General features: G+C 66.7%; 15 protein-coding genes. 8 read left to right on the plus strand and 7 right to left on the minus strand.

Annotated elements, in window-relative coordinates:
• Positions 1–15: 15 nt before the first annotated feature.
• Positions 16–2,325, minus strand: a complete 2,310-nt coding sequence (locus AM586_RS17290; RefSeq protein ID WP_060566637.1) for a TonB-dependent receptor — start codon at positions 2,323–2,325, stop codon at positions 16–18.
• Positions 2,326–2,577: 252 nt separating this feature from the next.
• On the opposite strand from AM586_RS17290, the gene AM586_RS17295 reads away from it, so the two are divergent.
• The 7 genes from AM586_RS17295 (at position 2,578) to AM586_RS17325 (ending at position 12,783) form a co-directional block, all read left to right on the plus strand.
• Positions 2,578–3,747, plus strand: coding sequence for an MFS transporter (locus AM586_RS17295; RefSeq protein WP_047826975.1), 1,170 nt, complete (start codon positions 2,578–2,580; stop codon positions 3,745–3,747).
• Positions 3,748–3,775: 28 nt separating this feature from the next.
• Positions 3,776–5,134, plus strand: a complete 1,359-nt coding sequence (locus tag AM586_RS17300) for a glycoside hydrolase family 1 protein (RefSeq protein ID WP_082439381.1) — start codon at positions 3,776–3,778, stop codon at positions 5,132–5,134.
• A 101-nt stretch (positions 5,135–5,235) separates the two neighbouring features.
• The gene (locus AM586_RS17305; protein WP_197416523.1) at positions 5,236–6,489 is read left to right on the plus strand and encodes an amidohydrolase family protein; all 1,254 of its coding nucleotides are present in this window, start codon (positions 5,236–5,238) and stop codon (positions 6,487–6,489) included.
• Positions 6,486–7,382 (plus strand): alpha/beta hydrolase, encoded by an 897-nt coding sequence (locus AM586_RS17310; RefSeq protein ID WP_047826973.1) that lies wholly within the window; start codon positions 6,486–6,488, stop codon positions 7,380–7,382. Before AM586_RS17305 ends, AM586_RS17310 begins: the two co-directional genes overlap by 4 nt.
• Before the next feature lie 135 nt (positions 7,383–7,517).
• On the plus strand, positions 7,518–8,507 hold the full coding sequence (locus AM586_RS17315; protein WP_047826972.1) for a LysR family transcriptional regulator: 990 nt from the start codon (positions 7,518–7,520) through the stop codon (positions 8,505–8,507).
• Positions 8,508–9,388: 881 nt separating this feature from the next.
• Entirely contained in the window at positions 9,389–12,103 is a 2,715-nt protein-coding gene (locus tag AM586_RS17320) for a glycoside hydrolase family 2 (protein WP_047826971.1), read from the plus strand.
• Positions 12,104–12,252: 149 nt separating this feature from the next.
• Positions 12,253–12,783, plus strand: coding sequence for an MFS transporter (locus AM586_RS17325; RefSeq protein WP_052234501.1), 531 nt, complete (start codon positions 12,253–12,255; stop codon positions 12,781–12,783).
• Here AM586_RS17325 and AM586_RS17330 read toward each other — a convergent pair.
• Genes AM586_RS17330 through AM586_RS17355 form a run of 6 tightly spaced genes read right to left on the minus strand, consistent with a single transcriptional unit; the run spans position 12,780 to position 19,624 of the window.
• A complete protein-coding gene (locus AM586_RS17330; protein ID WP_047826970.1) occupies positions 12,780–14,147 on the minus strand; it encodes an FGGY-family carbohydrate kinase in 1,368 nt (455 codons plus the stop codon). The two genes, AM586_RS17325 and AM586_RS17330, sit on opposite strands and share 4 nt — an antisense overlap.
• Positions 14,148–14,160: 13 nt before the next feature.
• The gene (locus AM586_RS17335) at positions 14,161–15,177 is read right to left on the minus strand and encodes an ABC transporter permease (RefSeq protein ID WP_047826969.1); all 1,017 of its coding nucleotides are present in this window, start codon (positions 15,175–15,177) and stop codon (positions 14,161–14,163) included.
• A complete protein-coding gene (locus tag AM586_RS17340) occupies positions 15,174–16,163 on the minus strand; it encodes an ABC transporter permease (protein WP_047826968.1) in 990 nt (329 codons plus the stop codon). Before AM586_RS17340 ends, AM586_RS17335 begins: the two co-directional genes overlap by 4 nt.
• An 11-nt stretch (positions 16,164–16,174) precedes the next feature.
• Positions 16,175–17,722 carry a sugar ABC transporter ATP-binding protein gene (locus AM586_RS17345; protein WP_047826967.1) on the minus strand — a complete coding sequence of 516 codons (1,548 nt, stop codon included), beginning with the start codon at positions 17,720–17,722 and terminating at the stop codon, positions 16,175–16,177.
• A 34-nt stretch (positions 17,723–17,756) separates the two neighbouring features.
• Positions 17,757–18,761, minus strand: coding sequence for a rhamnose ABC transporter substrate-binding protein (gene rhaS, locus AM586_RS17350; RefSeq protein ID WP_229411299.1), 1,005 nt, complete (start codon positions 18,759–18,761; stop codon positions 17,757–17,759).
• The gene (locus AM586_RS17355) at positions 18,758–19,624 is read right to left on the minus strand and encodes a DeoR/GlpR family DNA-binding transcription regulator (protein WP_047826966.1); all 867 of its coding nucleotides are present in this window, start codon (positions 19,622–19,624) and stop codon (positions 18,758–18,760) included. Before AM586_RS17355 ends, rhaS begins: the two co-directional genes overlap by 4 nt.
• 292 nt (positions 19,625–19,916) lie before the next feature.
• On the opposite strand from AM586_RS17355, the gene AM586_RS17360 reads away from it, so the two are divergent.
• Positions 19,917–22,025: a bifunctional rhamnulose-1-phosphate aldolase/short-chain dehydrogenase gene (locus tag AM586_RS17360; protein WP_047826965.1), complete on the plus strand. Its 2,109-nt coding sequence runs from the start codon at positions 19,917–19,919 to the stop codon at positions 22,023–22,025.
• The last annotated feature ends 11 nt before the right edge of the window (positions 22,026–22,036 follow it).

Here is a 22,036-nt window from a genome sequence, read left to right on the forward strand (position 1 = left end):
TGAGCTCAATGCGGATCAGAAGCGGTAGTCGACCGTCACGCCGATGCGGCGGAAGGAGTTCTCGCCCAGGCTGTAGGCGAAGCCCGAACCGGCGCCCTTGCCCGGCAGCGGGTAGATGATCGCGTTCGGCACACGCTTGTCGGCGAGGTTGCGGTCGTAGACTGCGACGCCCCACTTGTCATCCGGCGAACGCAGCGCCACGCGCAGCGAGGCCACCGAATGGCCGCCGAAGCCGCACTCCGGGTCGAGCGTGTTGCAGTAGCGGACGCGGCTCTTGTAGACCAGGTCGCCGCCGAACTTCAGCTGGTAGTCCCCCGGCAGGTCCCAGTTGTAGTCGCCGTTCAGCGTGACCTTGCTGCGCGGCGAGTACATCAGGCGCTGGCCGCCGACGTTCACGTTGTCGAAGCTGAAGCCGGCCGGATAGGCGGTGTCGAGGATGAGCGCCAGGCTCATGCCGAGCTGCAGCTGCGGCAGGGGACGGGCGCGGATGTCGGCTTCGAGACCTTTGGTGGTCACGTTCGGCACGTTCAGCGGGATGCAGGAGAGCGCGCCGACCGGGGTCAGCGTGCAGTTCTGCTCCTGGAAGTCCTTGATCTTGGTATGGAGGGCCGCCAGGTCGACGTCCAGGCGGCGCTGCAGGAAGGACAGCTTGGTGCCCAGTTCCAGGCTGGTCGGCAGCTCGGGCTTGACCGTGTAGCCGGGATAGCTGCCGGCGTCCGCGGCGACGTTGATCGGGGTGCTGGTGTCGATCTGCGGGCCCTTGTAGCCGCGGCTGAGCGTGGCGTAGACGTTGGCGGTTTTCGAGATCGTATGCTGCAGGCCCAGCTTGCCGGACAGGTTCGACTGGTCGGCGTGGCCGCTGGAGCTCTTGACGCTGGCCGGCAGCGTGAAGGGCGCGAAGGCGACCACGCTGGACTGGGTCTGGTCGGCCGAGACGCTGTCGCGGGTGTAGCGCAGGCCGCCGATCAGGCCCGTATCCTCGGTCAGGTGCCAGGTCGCCTGGCCGAATACGGCCTTGGTGCTCAGCTTGGCGTGCTGGATGGCGTCGGTCGCGATCGAGCGCGGCACCGGGGGCGAGGGCGCGAAGGGGCTGGGCAGGATGGTGGTGGTCGAATCCTTGTAGTTGGCGGAGTCCGCGTAGAACAGGCCGGCCACGTATTCCAGGGGCTGCTTGATGGGCGAAGCAATGCGCAGCTCCTGCGAGAACTGGCGCGCATCCTGGTGAGGAACATAGTTGTCGACCTTGTCGTAGGTGTTCGACATGCCGATGTTGACGCTGTCCGGACCCTGCTTGCGGGTGCGGTAGCCGGTGATCGAGGTCAGCGAGCTCCCGTTCGGCATGGTCCAGTCGACCTGGGCGGACAGGCCACGCACCTGGGTGTGCCGCAGTTCTGGACCGTCCGAGCAGACCTCGTTGTTGGTCTTGGAGACCGTCACGCCGCAGGACGCGAACTCCGCCGCCGGATGGTGATTGCCCGCCGTGTTGGTCGCATAGGCCACCGAGGGCGCGAAGAACACCGCATTTTCGCTGAAGCTGTTCGAGGCTTCGCCGATCAGGTTGACGCTCAGGTCATTGTTCGGCTTGAGCAGGTAGCGCAGGCGCGCGCCGCCATTGTCGGTGACGCTGTCCTCGCCGGTCAGCGTGTTGTGGTAGACACCCTTGTTGCGCTCGGCGATGCCGGAGATGCGCAGCGCCGAGATGTCGTTCAGCGGCACGTTGCCGGTGGCGCGCACCGCGTCGCCATGCTTGCCCTTGAATTCCAGCGACACGCTGCCGCCGGCGTCGCCGATGATCGGTTCCTGGGTCGCCATGTTCAGTACGCCGGCCGAGGCATTCTTGCCGAACAGCGTACCCTGCGGGCCGCGCAGTACCTCGACGCGCGCCAGGTCCAGCATCAGGCCGCTGGCGGTGGCGCCCTGGGGCACGCCGTCGACGACCACGCCGACCGAGCTTTCGGCCGAAACCGTGAAGACGGCCGTGCCGACGCCGCGGATCGAGGCGCTGCCGCCCGGGCCGCCGGCGGACTGGTCGCCGAATTCGAGCGAGGCGGCGGTCTTGGACAGGTCACCGATGTCCTTGACGCCGGCGCGCTCGAGCTGGGCGGCGCTGACGGCCGTGATCGCGACCGGGACTTCCTTGATGCTCTGGGCGCGCTTCTGCGCGGTGACGACGACCGTCTGGATCCCGTTGTCGGCTTTCCTGACCGCTTCCGGGCTGGCGCCGCTGCCGTCGGCCTGGGCCTGGGCCGGGCTCCAGATCGCGGCGAGGCTCATCGAAAGGACGGTCAGCGAACCGATCGCCGACGGGGTACGTGGTGCGGCCATATAAGTCTCCTTGTGCGCCGGTCCCTGCGGCCGGCTTGTTATGTAGATGAGTCGAATCGAGTATAGGCACGCATCGCATCCATCATGAAGTCGTAATTCCCGATACCTGCTATCGGCTTGCGAGGGTAATGATCAAACGCGTGAGCGATCGGAAAACCTGATAGCTCCTATCGCAACTCTGGTCTTCGGCCGCACACGCCGCGCTGCTATCGTTGCCGGGCAAGGACAACAACACCGACAACGGAGACACCCATGCACACCATTTCACCGGGCCGCGTCCCGGAACGTGGCCGCGGCCGCGCCACACTCATGCTGTGCCACTTCGCCGGCATGGTCGACCTGGTCGCGCTGCCGGTCTGGGTCGGCACGCTGGTCCAGCATTACGGCTTCGACCTGGAGCACGCGGGCATGATCGTCACCGCCTTCCTGCTCGGGGCCGTGGGCGCCAGCATGCTCGCTGCGCCGCTGTACAACCGGCTGCCGCGCGGCGCCTGCACCGCCGCCGGCTACGGCATCGCCGCGCTGGCCTTCCTCGGCGCGTCGCGGGTGAACGCATTCGCCGGGCTGGCGGCGCTGCACCTGGTGGCCGGCGTCGCCACCGGCGCCGCACTGTCGCTTGCCCACGGCACGATCGGCAGGAGCGCCAATCCGCACCGGCTGTTCGCGCTGGCCGGCACGGCGCTGGGTATCGGCGCCGTCATCTTTTACGCGGCGGTGCCGGCAGCGGTGGCGGCGCATGGCGGAGCCATGCTCTTTATGGTGTTCGCGGGCCTGATGGCGCTGGCGGCACTGGCCTGCGCGATCGGCTTTCCGCAGGTGGCGGCGCAGGTCCGGGAACGCGGCCTTGCCGGTCCGCTGCCGCGCGCGGCCTGGTTCGCGATCCTCGGCGTGGCCTGCATGGCGCTGAACCAGGCGCTGACCTTCAGCATGCTGGACCGGATCGGCGTGGCGCGCGGCTTCGGCCAGGACCGGGTGAATGGCCTGCTGGTCGTGGTCGGCCTGCTCAACCTGTTTCCGGCCGCCGTCGCCGCGCTGTTGCAGAAACGCCTGGACCCGGTGCGCGTGGCCCTGGTGGCGGCGCCGCTGCAGGCCGCGCTGGCGCTGACCGTCACGCTCTCCAGCGACTTCCTGCCCTATGCGCTGGCGGGCGCCGTGTACCCGGCGGTGCTGATCTTCACCCACACCTTCCTGTTCGGACTGATTGCGCGCCTGGACCCGAGCGGCCGCGCGCTGGCCTCGACACCCGCGATGATGATGACCGGCTCGGCGATCGGCCCGGCGCTGGCGGGTGCGGTGGCGATGCGCGCCGGCTTCGCGGGGCAGGCCGCGCTGGCCGTCGCGGTGGGCCTGAGCGCCACGCTGCTGTTCGCCATGCTGGCGCGCCGCGCCGGCGCCCGGCCGCTGGCCACCGGAATCCATTAACGATCACATAAGAACACTGGAGATAAACATGACACGACAAGATGACCGACACGATGCCCGCCGCCGCAGCCTGCTGGGCCTGGGCACCGTGCTGACCGGCGCCGCGCTGCTGCCGGCGGCGGCCCGCGCAGCCGCCGGCAGCCATGCGGGCGCCTTCCCAAAGGGATTCCTGTGGGGCGCGGCGATCGCCGGCCACCAGGCCGAGGGCGACAACGTGGCCAGCGACGCCTGGCTGCTCGAAAACATCAAGCCGACCGAGTTCAGGGAGCCGTCCGGCGCGGCGGTCGACCACTATCGCCTGTACGACCAGGACATCGCGACCCTGGCCTCGCTCGGCCTGAACACCTTCCGCTTCTCGATCGAGTGGGCGCGCGTCGAGCCGGTCGAGGGCATGTTCTCGATCGCCGCGCTGGAACACTACCGCGACGTGCTGCTGTCCTGCCGCAAGCACGGCGTCAAGGCCATGGTCAGCTTCAACCACTTCGTCACCCCGGCCTGGTTCGCGGCGCGGGGCGGCTGGGAAGACCCGGGCTCCACCCAGCTGTATGTGCGCTACTGCGACAGGGTGGCGCGCCACCTGGGCGAACTGATCGACTACGCGACCACCTTCAACGAGCCGAACCTCCCGCGCCTGCTGTTCGGCATCCCGGGCCCGCTTGCAGGCATGGCCGACAACCCGAACATGCGCGCCATGCTCGCCAGGGCGGGGCAGGTGGCCGGCACCGGCAAGTGGTCATCGTGGATCTTCGGCGACTTCGCCAGGATCGAGGCCGGCCTGCTGCGGGCCCATGCCGCCGGCTACCAGGCGATCAAGGCCGTCCATCCGAACCTGCCGGTCGGCTTCTCGATCGCGATCGCGGACGACCAGGCGGTCGACGGCGGCGAGGCGATGGTCGCGAAGAAGCGCGCGATCGCCTACGAGCCCTGGTTCCGGGCCATCGGCGAGCACGGCGACTTCATCGGCGTGCAGACCTATACGCGCGAACTGATCGGTCCGGACGGCGTGCGCCCGCCACCGAAGGACGCGAAGTTCACCTCGAGCCACATGGAGTTTTACCCACAGGCGCTGGAGGCGACCATCCGCTACACGGCGAAGAACGTCAGGGTGCCGATCTACGTCACCGAGAACGGGGTCTCGACCGACGACGACGCCATGCGCGTTGCCTACATCCGCACGGCGGTGGGCGGTGTCGCCCAATGTCTGAGGGACGGCATCGACGTCAAGGGCTACATCCATTGGTCGCTGCTGGACAACTTCGAATGGATCTTCGGCTTCGGCCCGCACTTCGGCCTGATCGCGGTCGACCGCACGACCATGAAGCGCAGCGTCAGGCCGAGCGCGCGCCTGCTTGGGCAGATCGCAAGGAACAACGGCGTCGCCGCATGAGCGTCCGCCGGCGATAGCAGGTATCGCCAAAATAGGCTTCGGTCAGGCCGGCCGGATCGATAAGCTGAGCAAATTCGATGTGAATAACAGGGAGACTCAACGTGGGCGGTATTATTTTTGAAAACGTACGCATTTTCGACGGCGCCCAGATGCGCCAGGGGATCGGTGCGGTACGCGTGGAGGGCAATCGCATCGCCGAGGTGGCTGACGGCGAGCGCCGCATCGCACGCCAGGACGGCGACCGGGTCATCGACGGCGAGGGCGCGACCCTGATGCCGGGCCTGATCGAGGCGCATGCCCATCTATCCTGGCCCAGTTCGGTCGAGCGTTTCGTACCGGGCATGGCCCTGCCGCCGGAAGACCTGGTCCTGACGACGGCGCGCAATGCCCGTATCCTGCTCGACCACGGGTTTACCGGCGCCTACTCGGCCGGCTCGCTGAGCAAGTCGGTCGAGGTCGTGCTGAACACCTTCATTACCAGCGGCGGCATGCCGGGCCCGCGCCTGGTCGCCTCGTCGATCGAGCGCGAGCCGCCGACCGTCGAGGAACTCGACCCGGGCAAGGTGGCCGAGCATGGCCGCGGCCCGGAGGCGGTGCGCGCGTTCGTGAAAGAGTGTGCGTCGATCGGCGCCAAGTCGGTCAAGTTCCTGCTGTCGGGCGAGGACGCCCTGAAGCCGGGGGCGTCGCAGCAGCTGATGTACACGCAGGAGGAAGCCGACGCCGCCGGCGCGCAGGCGCGCGAGTCGGGCGTGTGGCTGGCCTGCCACGCCCAGGCCTCCGATGCCGTCAAGATGGGGCTGCGGGCGGGCTTCCGGGTGCTGTACCACTGCACCTATGCAGACGAGGAAGCGCTCGACATGCTGGAAGCCAAGCGCGACGAGGTGTTCATCGCGCCGGCGATCGGCATCATCCAGGCCACGCTGGACGCGGCCCCGCCGCCGCACTTCGACATGAGCCACATGAAGAGGAGCGCCGCCGAGGTGCTGGAACTGCAGAAGAAACTGGTGCCGGAACTGCGCCGGCGCGGCCTGCGCGTGCTGCCGGGCGGCGACTACGGTTTTCCGTTCAATCCGAACGGCCGCAATGCACGCGACCTGGAACTGTTCGTCGACCTCCTCGGCTTCACGCCGGAGGAAGCGCTGTCGGCCGCGACGCTGCTCGGCGGCGAGCTGATGGGCATGGGCGACGAGCTGGGCCAGGTCAAGCCCGGCTTCCTGGCCGATCTGCTGCTGGTCGATGGCGACCCGACCGCCGACGTGCGGATCCTGCAGGACCGCAAGCGCCTGCGCGGCATCATGAAGGACGGCCGCTTCCACAAGGATCCGGCGCTGGCGGCCTTCCAGGAGGGACGATGACGAGCAAGCCGTCCTTGCGCGAACTCGAGCAGATCATACGCGCGGCCGGCCCGGTGATCGACCCGCCGGCCGCCAAGGCCTTGTACGCGCCGCTGCTGGCCGACATGCCGCTGGGCGGCGAGGTCCTGCGTGACATCGTCTACGGGCAGGACGAACGGCAGCGCCTGGACGTCTATCTGCCGCTGGGCGAAGAGAAAGCGGCGCCGGTCGTCGTGTTCTTGCACGGCGGCGGCTTCATCCGCGGCGACAAGGCCGACCGCGCGGCCGTCGGCCACTATTTCTCGCGCCATGGCGTGCTGGCGATCCTGCCGAACTACCGCCTGGGACCGCGCCACCGCTGGCCGGCCGGGGCGCAGGACGCGTCGGCGGTACTGGAGTGGGCCCGCGCGAATGTGGCGCAGCATGGCGGCAACCCCGATCACATCGTGCTGGCCGGCGAATCCGCGGGGGCGGCGCACGTGGCGGCGGCGACGCTGATCAAGCGCTTTCACCCCGACGAAGGCCTGAAGATCGCCGGAGCGTTCCTGGCCTCCGGCGTGTACAACGCCGAGCTGGAACTGCTGGCGCGCGAGCAGTTGGGGATCGCCACGCCGGACCCGCGCAACGAGGCCTACTTCGGTACCGACTTCGCCCGCTATCGGGCCATGTCGACGGTGGAGCTGGTGAATGCCGATCCCTTCCCGCTGGCGATCACGTATGCGGAACTGGACCCGATCCAGATGCAGGCGCAGGCAGGAGAGCTGTTTTCCCGGCTGGTCACCCGGCACGGCTTCGCGCCGCGCGTCGCCGTGATCCGTAATCACAATCACCTGAGCCAGGTGTACTCGATCAACAGCGGCGACGAGGCGCTGGCCGGCCCGCTGCTGGCTTTCGTGCGTGATCCGACAGCCTGAGTCCCTTGCACGGCCGGCGGCCCCTTCCGCGCTGCGCGTGGCGCGGGCCGCTTTTTTTAATGACAGGCAGGCCAAAAATAAATACAGTGAGGGTAGAACTGCGACCCGGTCGCGAGGATAACAAGGAGACAAGCAATGCGTTTCAACCGCCTCGATCTGAACCTGCTGCTGGCGCTCGATGCGCTGCTGGAGGAGCAGAACATCACCCGCGCGGCGGCACGCGTGAACGTCAGCCAGTCCGCCATGAGCGGCATGCTGGCGCGCCTGCGCGAGTTTTTCGAGGACGACCTGCTGGCCGCCGTGGGCCGCAACATGGAATTGACGGTGCTGGGACGCCAGCTGGTGGGACCGGTGCGCGACCTGATCCTGCACGTGCACGCCACGGTCGGCATCCGCGTCAGTTTCGATCCCGCACGCGAGACGCGCACGATGAAGATCATGGTGTCGGACTACGCGACCGAGGTCTTCCTGAACCGGGTGATCGCGCGCGTGCTGCGCGACGCCCCCAACATGACGCTGGACCTGGTGCCGCTGGCGGATGACGCCAACGAAAAACTGCGCCGTGGCGAGAACGATTTCCTCATCATCCCGCGCAACTTCCTGGATCCCGAACACCCGCAGCGCCTGCTGTTCGAAGACCATTATTGCGTGGTGATCTGGGAGGGCAATACCCAGGTCGGCGACCAGCTCGACGCCGCCACCTACGAGCGCCTCTCGCATATCGCGCCCATGCTGGGCCGCCCGCGCTCGCCGACGATGGAAGAGCGGATGCTGCAGGCCCTCGACGTCAGACGGCGCATCCGTGTCACCACCTCCGATTTTTCCAGCATGGCCACCGCACTGGTCGGCACCGACCTGGTCGCCACCATGCACACGCGCCTTGCGCTCGGGTGCGCACGCCGCCTGCCGATCCGCGTGCTGCCGCTGCCTTACCAACTGCCGGTGCTGGCCGAATGCCTGCAATGGCACCGCTTCCAGGAAAACGATCCGTGCCATATCTGGCTGCGCGGCGTCATGCTGGACGTCGCGCGCGGCATGACCTCGAACCGCGACCTGCCGATGGCGCCGCTCTCCGCCAACGCCATCGAGACGGGACGCGGAATGGCAAGTTTGATGACGGCGTGATCGAAGTACGTATGCAACAGGCGGCAAGCCTGGCGCTATGACTGCCCATCCGAGTGGCCATTCGGCGGCCTCTGGCAGCGTTGTGGCGGCGTAGAGCGTGACGTCGCGTGGGGAATGTCACCAGGAACGATGAAGGCCGGTGATGCCGAACGGGGGCTTGCTCGCTTGCCGGACTAGCCGAGCAGCTTCGTTTTGTCCCAAGGCCGGCTCACCGCCGATAGCAGGTATCGGGAATCGCGTCTTTCAAGATGGTCAGCGCCGGCCCTATACTCGTTGCGCCAACCTGGAGCAGGCTGGCGTGGCAGAGTCCGATCCGGACCGACGGACGCACTTTCGCTTACGCCCGGATACAGCCAATGTGCAACAGTTCCTCAATTCGTTGACGGACAGTTCCCGTCCGCAGCGCCTTGCCCTGCGCAGCAGTCCATCGCGTCACTGCGTAAACCCTGGGCGACAATTCCTGCATGTGCTGGCTGACGACGTCAACTTTCCTTTAGTGGTGCATCACTATCCAGCCCGACGCGACCCCCTGGTCGCCGCATTTTTTGGAACAGTCAGTTCCAGCTAGGTCGCCTCTCGCACCCCGCAGCCGGGCCGGCAGCTGACTCGTTTCGGATGCCAGATTTTCGATAGCAGGTATCGGAAATATCGACTTTAAGGTCGGAGAGCAACGGTCCTATACTCGGAACACCTCCCGACTGCGTGCGTTCCCGCATCGGCTGCCAAGGAGCTGCAAACAAAAGGCCGGCCAAACGGACCGGCGCAAACGGAGACGGCATGCCTGTAGTACACCCCTCGTCAGCGATCGTTTCGCTGGCCGACCCTTCCACGAGCCTGGCGACGGGTCCTGGTGTCAAAACCGATGCAGCAATGAGGCGCCCATGACACGAGCTTTTACTCTGCGCGGTCTGAGACTCGCCGCCCTGCTGGCGTGCTCCAGCATTTCATTCACCAGCAGCGCAGCAACGGGCGACACCGTGCGCCGGGAAACGCCTTTGCTTGAACACTGGCGTTTTGTACAGAACGATACGCTGGCGGATTCTGCTGCCCTCGCGTCGAGCGGCACCGACTGGCAAGCCGTCAGCGTGCCGCACACCTGGAACATGACTGACGCCGCCAGCACCGCGCAGACCAGCCCGGACAGCAAACCATACAAACGTGGACGCGGCTGGTACCGGCTCGAGTTCGACCATGGCGCGCTACCGGCCAACGCCTGGTTACAGTTCGATGGCGCCAGCATCGTCGCCGACGTCTGGCTGAATGGCAAATACCTGGGCCGGCATCGTGGCGCGTTCACCGCCTTTCGCTTCGACGTCACCGACAAGCTCGCGGCTGGCAAGAACGTCCTGCTGGTCAAGGTCGACAACAGTGCGCCTGTCCACGGCGACGATCTGACCGCCATCGCGCCCTTGGGCGGCGATTTCAACATGTCGGGTGGCTTGTATCGCAGTGTGTCGCTGATCGAGACGCCGGCGCGTGCACACCTTGCACTGGGCGATTACGGCAGCAGCGGTGTATACGCCGATACTGTCTCCGTCGACCGTGACCGCGCCAACGTGCGTGTGCGCGCGCTGGTCGAGAACGAAAAGGCGACTGACGCCGGCCTGACGCTGCGCACGCACCTGATCGATGCCACGGGAAAAACGGTGTCGTCCAGCGTACGGAGGCTGCGGGTCGGCGCCGGCGCAAAGGCGCAGGGCGAACTGGTCCTGTCCGTCCCCCGTCCACACCTGTGGCAAGGCGTAGCCAATCCCTACCTGTACCGCCTGCAGGTCGAACTGGCCGACGGGGCCGGCCGCGTGATCGACCGTGTCGAGCAGCCATTCGGTATCCGCCAATTCCGCTTTGATCCCCAGGCCGGCCTGTTCCTGAACGGCCAGCACCTGCGCCTGCACGGCGTGAACCTGCACCAGGACTGGCAGGACAAGGCCTGGGCCATCGGACCGCGCGAGATCGACGCCTCGCTGGCAATGGTGCGCGAGATGGGCGCCAACGCGGTGCGGCTGGCGCACTATCCACATGCGGCCCACACCTACCAGCAGGCCGGCCGGCTCGGCCTGGTCGTGTGGGCCGAACTGCCCTTCGTCGAGCGCAGCCTGACACCGGCCGACTGCAAGGCCGGCGCGGCGATCCCGCCGGCCTTCCTCGACAACCTGGACGATCAACTGCGCGAGATGATCCGGCAGCACTACAATGATCCCGGCATCGCCATGTGGTCGGTCGCCAACGAGGTGGCGATGGGCGGAACCTGCCACGGCGTTGACACTGTCACGCCAGCCGTGCGGCGACTGCATGCGCTGGCAAAGCAGGAAGACCCCACACGTCCGACCACGCTTGCCGATTTCAATGAGGATTACCCGATCGTCGGACCGATGTTCCCCGTGCTGCCGACCGGTGGCATCACCGACATCTGGGCGGTCAACCGTTACCACCTCTGGTACTACCCAGGCGGTGGCGATGCCTTCGGTGCGGCCCTCGACCGCTTTCACGCCAAGTATCCGACGCACCCGCTCGGCGTGTCCGAGTACGGGGCCGGCGCTGCGCTATCCCAGCAGACCGACAACCCGCTCGGCGGCCTGGTCGGCGCCATGGACATGCACGGCCGCAGCCGCGTCGTGTATCAGCCCGAAGGCTACGCGAACTACGTGCACGAGCAAATCTATGCGGCACTGGCCCGGCGGGATTACCTGTGGGGCAGCTTCATCTGGTCGATGTTCGATTTCGGCTCCGGCACGCGTCATGAAGGAGACATCGGCGGGACTAACACAAAAGGCCTGGTTACCTTCGACCGTGCCACGCGCAAGGATCCGTTCTACTTCTACAAGGCGAACTGGAGCGAGGCGCCGGTCACGTGGATCACCGGTCGGCGCTACCGCGATCGCGCCTATCGGGTGACGGACGTGCGCGTGTATTCAAATGCGGACATGGTGACGCTGTCTCTCAACGGCCGCGAAATCGGTGTGCGCAAGGCCGACGAGTGCCCGCTGCGCACCTGCGTATTCGAGCATGTGCGTCTGGACGAAGGCAGCAACCAGCTGCAAGCGCAAGGCATGCATGGAACCGCAAGGACGAGCGATGCGGTGGCATGGACCCTGGCGCCCGACAACGCGCGCAATGTCTACCTGGCCGCTGGGCAGATCGCAACCGGCCAGGTCTCGAGCGACGGTCACCGCTACGGCTCCGACAACTTCTTCGTCGGCGGCCAGGGCACGCCGCTAGAACTGGACTCACCCTACGGTAGCCGTTTCGGCACCCATGTCCGCAACGTCACCGACGTGCGTGACGCCGCACTGTGGGCAGCCGTGCGCCATGGGAGCTTCGGTTACCGCATCGCGCTCGAGAATGGACGCTACCGCGTGCGCCTGGGTTTCCTGGATCCTGTCAAGGATGCGCAACCGGGCACGCGCCGTTTCAGCGTGACCGCCAACGGCGGCGTGGTGCTTCCCAGCCTGGATATCGTGGCCGTCGCGGGCGCGCCAGCCACGGCCATCACGCGTAATTTCGACGTCGAGGTTCGTGATGGCATCCTGCGGCTGGACTTGGTGCCGGAGGTCGGGGAAGCGGTGCTATCGAACCTCGTCGTCGAACGCCTGTAAGCGGATGTGCTTGGTGGCGGTCGCAAGGCATTGTCCCGAAGCGGCTGCGCGCCGGGCCCGCATTGGTCAGGCATCGCATCGCGGCGGCCTCGTCATCACGTCCAAACAACCGATCTTAATTCGTCCTGGCGACGAGAAAGACCTCGACCATGCACCCGAGCGCTATCGGCAATTACAGGTGGGCCATTTGTGGTCTGCTGTTCTTTGCAACCACGATTAATTACCTCGACCGCCAAGTCCTGAGCCTGCTTGCCCCCTCTTTGTCCAAGCAATTCGGGTGGTCGAACAACGATTACGCGAATATCGCCGCTGCGTTCCAGTTCGTGTACGCGGTGGCACTGCTGTTCGCAGGCCGCATCGTCGACCGTCTCGGCACCAAACGTGCCTATCAGCTCGCGATCCTGGTTTGGTCGATCGGGGCGATTGTCCACGCGTTCTCGCTCTCCTTAGGTTACGCAATCAACAGCGTGCTCACAATGCTGGGCTTTGCAGCAGTGCCGGCGTCGATCGCTGGCTTCATCGTTGCGCGCGCAATCCTGGCGCTTGGCGAAGCGGGCAACTTCCCGGCTGCGATCCTGGCCCCGTTGACGGTGCCAATCATTGCCGAAATCTGGGGCTGGGAGACTGCCTTCATCTGGATCGGAAATGATCACCGGACAGTGAAAGAAGGGGCTGCTTAAGCTGAATTCAGTGCATCCAGCCAGCGCGCGCGATAGGCTTCAAGTCCGGCCAGGGACAGCGGCGCCACCGCCGCGCCCGCGCCGGGCGGCGTGCCGTCGCGGTAGCGCAGCAGCCAGGCGCCGCAGGTCGTGCCGCTGCCGTCGTCCGAATAGCTCACCGCCTGCTGCGGACGCAGGGCCGCCAGCAGCCGGCCGAACCAGGGGTTGGCGGTAAAGCTGCCCTCCACCGACAGCGGGCCGGCGGCGCCGAGCATCTCCAGGCAGTAATCCGTCATCAGCACCACGTACAGCGTGGCCAGCGCATAGCGTTCCGCAGCGTCTTGCGGCGCGGGGCCGGCGATGCGTCCGGCACGGCCCGCGAACGGTCCGCCGGTGGCCGCAAAGCAGGGGAGGGCGCACGTGCCTTGTCCGATCATGCGCGCCAGGTCGGCCGGCGAACAGGCTTGCCCATGTTCCTGGACGCCGGCCAGTTCGCCGAACTCCCGGCCGCCCATGAAGCGCATGCACGCTACCGGCTGGCCGAGCGCACTGGTATTGGCCAGCATGTCGGCGTCCTCGCGCAGGCCGGCCAGGTCGGCGCCAAAGGCCGCGGCGATCAGCCAGGTGCCGGTGGAGAGCACCGTGCGCGGGGTGGCCTTGCCCGACTTGTCCAGGTAGCGCAGCAGCGACGCATTGCTGTCGTGGATGCCGCTCAGGACCTCGCAGGCGGGCGGCAGTCCGGTAGCCGCCGCCACCTTCGGGCGCAGCGTGCCGAGGACGGCCGAGGCAGGCCGCAGCGGCGGCATCAGGGCCTGCCAGCCCATGCGTTCGACCAGGCTGGAATACTGCTGGCGCAGCGGATCCCAGAGGTCGGTATGGCATCCCAGCGAGGTCGCTTCGCCGGCAGCCACCCCGCACAGGCGCCAGGCCCAATATTGCGGGTACATCAGGATGCGATGCGCGCGCCCGAACCCGGCGGGGTAGCGCTGCTGCAGCCAGGCCAGCTGGCGGCCCAGGTTCAGGCCGGCCGGCAGGCCGGGCGAACGGGTCTCGGCATAGGGCGGGCGTACGGTGTCGTAGTCGACGCCGGGCAGTTCCGCCTCGTAGTCGAGCACGGGCAGTACCAGGCCGTCGCTGTCAACGAGGGCGGCGGTGGCGCCGTGGGTCACCGGGACGATGGCCGCGACCTCGGCCTGCGCGGCGAAGGCGCGGCAGGTGGCCAGCAGCCATTCCCAGATGCCGTCGGTGTCGTGGTGCGGGTAGGGCCCGTCCGCCAGCACCGTATTCGGCCGGCGCTGCTCGGCGAGCGTCCGGCCGCCGGCGTCGATCAGGGTCAGCTTGGCGTTGGTCTTGCCGATGTCGAGGACGATCAGTGCGCCGCTCATGGATGCGCCGCCCTCATTGCCGCGTCGGGCGCCCGCGCAGCAGGCGCGGCATGGCAATGGTCACCAGCAGCAGCACCCCGATCGTGATGGTCATGTAGATGCCGGGGATGTTGGCCAGCGACAGGCCATAGGTCAGCGTGCCGATCGTGAGCACGGCCAGCAGCACGCCGCCGATGCTGCCGACGCCGCCGGCGATGCTCACGCCGCCCAGGATCACCATGGTGATGATCTCGAGTTCCCAGCCGGTGGCGATGTTGGGACGGGTGCTGCCGATCCGTCCGGTCAGCAGGAAGGCGGCCAGGCCGGCCATGGCGCCGGTCAGCACGAACAGGGCCAGGCGGTAGCGGTCGACCGCGATGCCGGAGAAGCGCGCGGCGTCGGGATTGCTGCCGATCGCATAGATGCGGCGGCCCCAGGCCGTGGCGTGCAGCAGCACCGCGAACAGCACCGCGAAGGCCAGCAGCACCACGAACTCGCGCGGCACGATGTCGAAGAAGTAGCCCTGGCCCCAGTCGGCCATCAGCTGCGGGTAGCCGGTGTAGGCCTTGTCGCCCAGTACGACGCTGGCGAGGCCGCGGTACAGCGAGACGGTGCCGATGGTGACCACGATCGACGGCAGGGCGAAGCGTGTGACCAGCAAGCCGTTCAGGAACCCGCAGGCGCCGCCGGTGGCCAGCGCGACCGGGAGCAGTGATGCGGGCGGCAGCCCGGCGGCCTTGGCGAGACCCATCGCCACCGAGGATAGCGCCAGCGTGCCGGCCACCGAGATGTCGATCTCGCGGCAGATGATCAGCAGGGCCATCGGCAGGGCGATCAAGGCCTTCTCGCTGAAGTTGGAAGTGCCGTCCAGAAGGTTTTCGAGGTCCAGGAAGTGTGGCAGGGCGATGCTGTCGGCGACGAACACCGCCACCAGCAGCACGGCCAGCAGGCTCTCCCAGCGGCCCAGGACGGTTTTCAGCCGCGGGGCCTCGCGGTCGAGGATGGCGTAGCGCGAGGTTTTCTCGTGCGGCGTCAGGAGGATCGGATTCATGCCGCGCTCTTCATGTCGGATGTATGGAGGGGAAGGATCTGGCGGCTGCGATGCCGGTTGCCGCGGGCGTTGATCAGCACGGCCGCAAGGATCACCAGGCCGGTGAGGGCGCTCTGCCAGAAGGGCGAGACCTGCAGCACCGGCAGCGCGTTGCCGATCACGGACAGGAACAGCGCGCCCAGCACCGCGCCCGCGACCGAGCCGATGCCGCCGGCGATGCTGACGCCCCCGATCACGCAGGCGGCGATCACGGTGAATTCGAAGCCGTAGGCGATCTCGGTATACGCCACCGCATAGCGCGCCACCCACAGGTAGCCGCACAGGCCGGCGACCAGGCCGGACAGGCCGTAGGTCCACAGCAGGCGGCGCGCGCTCGGGATGCCGATGTAGGCGGCGCACTGGGGCGCGTTGCCGATCGCGTACAGGTCGCGGCCGAAGCGGGTGTAGCGCGCCAGCCAGGCCGTCAGCGCCAGCGTCGCCGCGGCGATCCATACCAGGTGCGGCAGGCCGAGCAGGCGCGTCAGCGGGAAGGCGATGAAATCCTGGGGCATCTGGTGCGCCGACACCCAGGCGCCGCCCGAGAGCACGAACACCAGGCCGCGGTAGACGCTCATGGTGCCCAGCGTGATGACGATCGGCGGCAGTTGCAGGTAGCCGATCAGCCAGCCGTTGACCAGGCCGAGGGCCAGGCCGACCAGCACCGCCGCCAGCATCGCCAGCACCAGCGGCAGGCCGGGGTTGCGCGAGGCCAGCATCGCCGCCACCATGCCCGACAGCGCCAGGTTGGACGCCACCGAGAGGTCGACGCCGCGGGTGACGATCACCAGCATCTGGGTGAGCGCGAGCATCACCAGCAGGGTGCTGTCGGTGACCAGGTTGGCCAGCGAGGCCGGGGCCAGGAAGACCGGCGCGCGCAGGCCGACCAGGCCGACCAGCGCGACGATCATGAGGGCGAGCAGGGGCTCGCGTTGCTTCAGCAGCTTCATCGGTCCTCCGCTCATTGCTCGGTTGCCTCTTCGACCAGTTCGATACCGGACGCCGCCGCCACCACCCGCTCCGGGCTGGCCTCGTCGCGTTCGAACACGCGCTGTACACGGCCGTGGTGCATGACCACGATCCGGTCGGCCATGCCGAGCACCTCGGGCAGCTCCGAGGACACCAGGATCACCGACAGCCCGCGGGTGACCAGCTGGCCGATGAAGCGGTGCACGGCGGCCTTGGAGCCGATGTCGATGCCTTTGGTCGGTTCGTCGAGGATGATCACTTTCGGCTCGGTGGCAAGCCATTTGCCGAGCACGACCTTCTGCTGGTTGCCGCCCGAGAGTTCGGCCACCTGCTGGGTCAGGTGGCTGGCCTTCAGCTCGAGCTGTTCGGAAAAATGACGGGCGATCGCGGCCTCGCTTGCCTGCCTGCCGCCACGCAGGAAGAAGCCGATGCGCGACAGGATGGGCAGCGTGATGTTGTGCATGATCGGCATCGACAGGTGCGCGCCGTGGTGCTGGCGGTCTTCCGGCACGTAGGCGATGCCCTGGGCGATCGCGTCCGCGGGGCTGGCGATCCGCATCTCCCGGCCTTCCAGGCGCACTTTGCCGCGCACGTCGGCGGTCATGCCGAACAGGGCCTGCATCACTTCGGAGCGCCCGGCGCCGACCAGGCCATAGAAGCCCAGGATCTCGCCGCGGCGCAGGGTGAAACCGACGCCGTCGAACTCGGTCGGGTGGCACAGGTTCTCGACTTCCAGCAGCGGGCCGCCGATCTCGGCCGCCTCCTTCGGATAGGCCTGGTGCACGGCGCGGCCGACCATCAGGGCGACCAGTTCGGACTCGGTGATCTCGCCGAGCAGCCCCTCGGCCACGAAGTTCCCGTCGCGCAGTACCGTATAGCGGTCGGCGACCTCGAAGATCTCGTCGAACTTGTGCGAGATGAAGATGACCGCCGTCCCCCTGGCCTTGAGCTGTCCGATGATGCGGTACAGTTCGCGGATCTCGCGCTGCGACAGGGCGGCGGTCGGCTCGTCCATGATGACTACCCGTGCGTCCTGCGACAGGGCGCGCGCGATCTCCACGAAGTGGCGCTGGGCCACCGACAGGTCTTTCACGCGGGCGCGCACCGGCAAGTCGACTTCCAGGCGCGCGAACAGGGCCTCGGCCTCGGCTTCCATGCGCTGCCAGTCGACCCGCTGCGCCATTCCCCGGATGAAGGGGCTGCACGGCTGGCGTCCCACGTAGATGTTCTCGGCGACCGACAGCTCGTCGAACATCACGGTCTCCTGGTGCACGGCGGTGATCCCGGCGGCCATCGCCTCTTGCGGGCTGGCGAAGGAGACCGGTGCGCCGTCCAGCGCGATGATGCCGGCGTCCGGCTGGTGGATGCCCGTCAGCGTCTTGACCAGGGTCGATTTGCCGGCCCCGTTCTCGCCGATCAGGGCCATGACTTCGCCGGCGCGGACGTTGAGGTTCATGCCGTTCAGGGCATGGATGCCGTTGAAGCGCTTGCTGATCCCTGTGAGCTGCAGCACCGGCGTTTGACTGTGTTTGACTTGCATACGATTGGCTGGACCGATTGTGAGGATGCTGTCGTCAGAACAGCTTCGCGAACTTCTCGACGTTTTCCGCGTTGTAGGTGAACGGCGGCGCGAGCGCCGCTTCGCCCTTGCCGTCGAGCGTGAGCTTGCCCAGGCGCCCGACCGGGACGCTGGCGCCTGGCTTGGCCTCGGCCTGGCCCTTGACGAATTCCGCGGCCGCATAGGTGGCGGCATAGCCCAGGTCGATCGGGTTCCAGATCGCGAACTCCTTCACCGCGCCGCTCCTGACGTGGCCCGCCATCTCGGACGGCAGGCCCAGCCCGGTCACGTAGACCTTGCCGACCATCTTCTCGTCGACCACGGCCTTGGCCGCGGCGACGATGCCGACGGTGGTCGGGGCGATGATCGCCTTCAGCCGCGGATGGCTGCGCAGCAGGCCGATCGCCTCGCGGTAGCTCTTGTCGGACTGGTCGTCGCCGTACACCGTGGCCACCAGCTTGAGCCTGTCGTATTCGGGACGTGCGAGCACCTGCTTCATCACGCCGATCCAGAGGTTCTGGTTGGTGGCCTGGGCCGATGCCGACAGGATGGCAATCTCGCCTTCGCCGCCCGCCTGCCCGGCGGCCATCTGGATCAGCTTCTCGCCGATCAACTCGGCGTTGGAAGGGTTCAGCTGCATCAGGCGGCCTTCGGGCGCCAGGCCGCTGTCGAAGGACAGCACCTTGATCCCGCGCCGCATCGCCTTTTTCGCGATCGGCACCAGGGCGTTCGGATCGTTCGCGGAGATCACGATGGCGTCGACCTTCTGGCTGATCAGGGAATTGACGATCTCGATCTGGCCTTCGGCGCTCGGCGTGGTCGGGCCGGTGTAGATCACTTCCACGCCGCCGATCTGCCTGGCCGCCTCGTCGGCGCCCGTGTGGGCGGCGTCGAAGAAACCGTTGCCAAGGCTTTTTACCACCATGGCGATGCGGGTCTTCTCGGGCTTTTTCTCGCAAGCGGCAAGGCTGGACAGGACGCCGAAGGCTGCCATCGCGAGCAGGATGCGTGTGATCTTCAAAGTAAGGCCTCGCTGTCGAAAAACTCAGTGGATGCGCGTTCGTATTCCCGGTCCAGCGATTGGCCTTCGCCGTCCGCCGCCATCTGGTCCGGCGCTACCGTGACGACCTTGACGCCCACCTGTTCGAGCATCTGCACCGCCTTGTCGGGCGCGCCGGTGTCGGTGATGACGCACGAGACCTTGTCCAGGCCGCACAGGATCAGGCCGGCGGTGCGCTTGAACTTGGAGCTGTCGGCCAGGACCACCAGCTCTTCGGTCTGGCTGATGAGGCGTTTTTCGGCCTGGATCAGCACCGGATCCGCTTCCATCAGGCCAAGCAGGGACAGTCCATGCACGCTCATGAACATCTTGCTGGCGTAGTGATGCTGGGTGATGTCGTTGTCGAAGGGGGAGAGGATGACGTTCTGTTCGCGATAGATCGTACCGCCGGGCACGATGATTTCGTTCTGGCTCGACACCAGCAGGCGCTCGGCCATCATGAAGGAATTGGTCAGGATCTTGAGGCGCTTTTCGGCGAGGAACTCGGCCATCATGAAGGTGGTGGTGCCGCCATTGATGATGATCGTTTCCCCGTCCTCGCACATCGCGGCCGCATGCCGCGCGATGGCGCGCTTGTCGGCGGTGCGGCAGAGTATGTTGTGCTGAAATGTCTCGCTCGACAGCGGATACGCTTCCGTCTTCGGCGTCACGTGCTGCGCGCCGCCCCGCGTGCGCGCCAGCAGCTTGCGGTCCGCCAGCCAGTTGATGTCCCGCCGCACGGTTGCCGGCGAGGCGCCGAGCCAGCCGACGAACTGGGCGACCGTGACGGACTGGTGCTCAGCAAGCAACTTCAGCAAACGCTTGCGGCGGTTGTGATTCACCATCGTGTCTCCTCCGAATGCCGCTTTTCTTTTTGCACGGCCTGTATTTCCTGAAGAGATTAGTGACACATTCGCTCAGGGTCAATCGCCAAACGAATCATTCAGATGATTATTTCGCGCCCTCGGCCTGCACATCCCGTCGAACCAATCATTTGGATGATTATTTCCTGATTGCCGACGTTTTGACCGCTCGAGCCGTTGACACGGTTTGCCCCGCTGCTTTCTACTATTTTTAGGCAGCACTTCGGTATCAACCTTGCTATAGAGCGATAGCAGACAACACGTGGAGACTTTGATGGGCGCAATGAGCGAAACGAAGCAGAAGGAACCGATCACGTCGCGCTGGGACGATCAGCTTGCGTCAACCTTGAGCGAACCGGAACTCCTGCTGTACCGTTCCAACCTGCTGGGCGCCGATCTGCGCATTACCAACTTCGGTGGCGGCAATACCTCCGCCAAGGTCATGATGGCCGATCCGCTGAGCGGCGAGCAGGTCGAGGTCCTGTGGGTCAAGGGCTCGGGCGGGGACCTGGGCAGCATCAAGCTGGACGGCTTCTCGACCCTGTACATGGACAAGCTGAATGCGCTGAAAGGCAAATACCACGGTCTCGAGCGCGAAGACGAGATGGTCGCCTACCTGCCGCACTGCACCTTCAACCTGAACCCGCGCGCCGCCAGCATCGATACGCCGCTGCACGCCTACATCGCCAGGAAGCATGTCGACCACATGCACCCGGATTCGGTGATCGCGATTGCCGCCTGCAAGAACAGCCGCGCGCTGACCGAGCAGATCTTCGAAGGGGAGCTCGGCTGGCTGCCGTGGCAGCGCCCGGGCTACGACCTGGGCCTGAAGCTGGAAAAGCTGTCGAGCGAACAGCCGCAGCTGAAGGGCATCATCCTGGAAGGCCACGGCCTGTTCACCTGGGGCGACTCTGCCCGCGCATGCTACGAAACGACGCTGGCGATCATCAAGCGCGCCGAAGACTGGCTGAGCGCGAATATCAAGGGCGAGCATTTCGGCGGCGCCAGGCACCAGGCCCTGCCGGCCGAGCAGCGCCAGGCCATCGCCGCCGCGTTGATGCCTCTGCTGCGCGGGAAGATCTCGAAGGACGAGCTGAAGCTCGGCCACTTCGACGATTCCGACACCGTACTGGAGTTCGTCAATTCGCAGCAGCTCGCGCCGCTGGCCGCGCTGGGCACCTCCTGCCCCGACCACTTCCTGCGCACCAAGATCCGTCCGCTGGTCGTCGATTTCGATCCGGCCAAGCCGGACCTGGACGCGACCATCGCCGGCCTGGACGCCGCCCTGGAGGCTTATCGCGCCGACTACACCGCGTACTACGAGCGCTGCAAGCGTGCCACCAGCCCGGCCGTCCGTGACGCCAACCCGGTCATTTACCTGATCCCGGGCGTGGGCATGCTGTCCTTCGCAAAGGACAAGGCCACCGCACGCATCGCCGGCGAGTTCTACGTCAACGCCATCAACGTCATGCGCGGCGCCAACGGCGTCGATACCTACGTCGGGCTGCCGGAACAGGAAGCCTTCGACATCGAATACTGGCTGCTCGAGGAAGCCAAGCTGCAGCGCATGCCCAAGCCGAAGAGCCTGGCCGGCAAGATCGCCCTGGTGACCGGCGGCGCCGGCGGCATCGGCCAGGCTTGCGCGCGCCAGCTGCTGCAGGAAGGCGCCTGCGTGATGCTGACCGATATCGATGCCGAAGCGCTCGAGCAGGCCAGGGAAAACCTGGCCAAGGCCGGCGGCAAGGATGCCGTCGCTGCCGTGCAGGCCAACATCACCAGCGAAGAGCAGGTGGCCGGAATCCTGGCGGCGACCGCGCTGCGCTTCGGCGGCATCGACCTGCTGGTGTCGAACGCCGGCATCGCCTCGGCTGCGCCGCTGGACGAGACTTCGCTGGACGTCTGGAAGCGCAACCAGGACATCCTGGTGACGGGTTACTTCCTGGTCAGCCGCGACAGCTTCCGGATCATGAAGCAGCAGAAGCTGGGCGGCAGCATCGTCTTCGTGGGCTCGAAGAACGGCCTGGTGGCGTCCGCCGGCGCCTCGGCCTATTGCACCGCCAAGGCCGCGGAACTGCACCTGGCCCGCTGCATCGCGCTGGAAGGCGCCGAACACGGCATCCGCGTCAATACGGTCAACCCGGACGCCGTGATCCGCGGGTCGCGCATCTGGGACGGCAAATGGAAGGAAGAGCGCGCCGCTTCCAACAAGATCGACGCCGACGACGTCGAGGAGTTCTACCGCAAGCGCAGCATGCTGAAGCTGGGCGTCCTGCCGGAAGATATCGCCGAAGCCGTGTACTTCTTCGCCAGCAGCAAGTCGGCCAAGAGCACCGGCAATGTGCTGAATGTCGATGCGGGCAACGCGGCCGCCTTCACCCGCTGACAGCAGCGCGA

It is taken from the genome of Massilia sp. WG5, from assembly GCF_001412595.2.
Classification (GTDB): Bacteria; Pseudomonadota; Gammaproteobacteria; order Burkholderiales; family Burkholderiaceae_D; genus Telluria.

Excerpts from the sequence above, each read along its gene's own strand:
- AM586_RS17300 (WP_082439381.1), top strand. The coding sequence starts at position 3,776 with ATGACACGACAAGATGACCGACACGATGCCCGCCGCCGCAGCCTGCTG.
- AM586_RS17315 (WP_047826972.1), top strand. The coding sequence starts at position 7,518 with ATGCGTTTCAACCGCCTCGATCTGAACCTGCTGCTGGCGCTCGATGCG.
- AM586_RS17320 (WP_047826971.1), top strand. The coding sequence starts at position 9,389 with ATGACACGAGCTTTTACTCTGCGCGGTCTGAGACTCGCCGCCCTGCTG.
- AM586_RS17310 (WP_047826973.1), top strand. The coding sequence starts at position 6,486 with ATGACGAGCAAGCCGTCCTTGCGCGAACTCGAGCAGATCATACGCGCG.
- AM586_RS17355 (WP_047826966.1), bottom strand. The coding sequence starts at position 19,624 with ATGGTGAATCACAACCGCCGCAAGCGTTTGCTGAAGTTGCTTGCTGAG.
- AM586_RS17325 (WP_052234501.1), top strand. The coding sequence starts at position 12,253 with ATGCACCCGAGCGCTATCGGCAATTACAGGTGGGCCATTTGTGGTCTG.
- AM586_RS17290 (WP_060566637.1), bottom strand. The coding sequence starts at position 2,325 with ATGGCCGCACCACGTACCCCGTCGGCGATCGGTTCGCTGACCGTCCTT.
- AM586_RS17295 (WP_047826975.1), top strand. The coding sequence starts at position 2,578 with ATGCACACCATTTCACCGGGCCGCGTCCCGGAACGTGGCCGCGGCCGC.
- AM586_RS17335 (WP_047826969.1), bottom strand. The coding sequence starts at position 15,177 with ATGAATCCGATCCTCCTGACGCCGCACGAGAAAACCTCGCGCTACGCC.
- AM586_RS17340 (WP_047826968.1), bottom strand. The coding sequence starts at position 16,163 with ATGAAGCTGCTGAAGCAACGCGAGCCCCTGCTCGCCCTCATGATCGTC.
- AM586_RS17345 (WP_047826967.1), bottom strand. The coding sequence starts at position 17,722 with ATGCAAGTCAAACACAGTCAAACGCCGGTGCTGCAGCTCACAGGGATC.
- AM586_RS17330 (WP_047826970.1), bottom strand. The coding sequence starts at position 14,147 with ATGAGCGGCGCACTGATCGTCCTCGACATCGGCAAGACCAACGCCAAG.
- AM586_RS17360 (WP_047826965.1), top strand. The coding sequence starts at position 19,917 with ATGGGCGCAATGAGCGAAACGAAGCAGAAGGAACCGATCACGTCGCGC.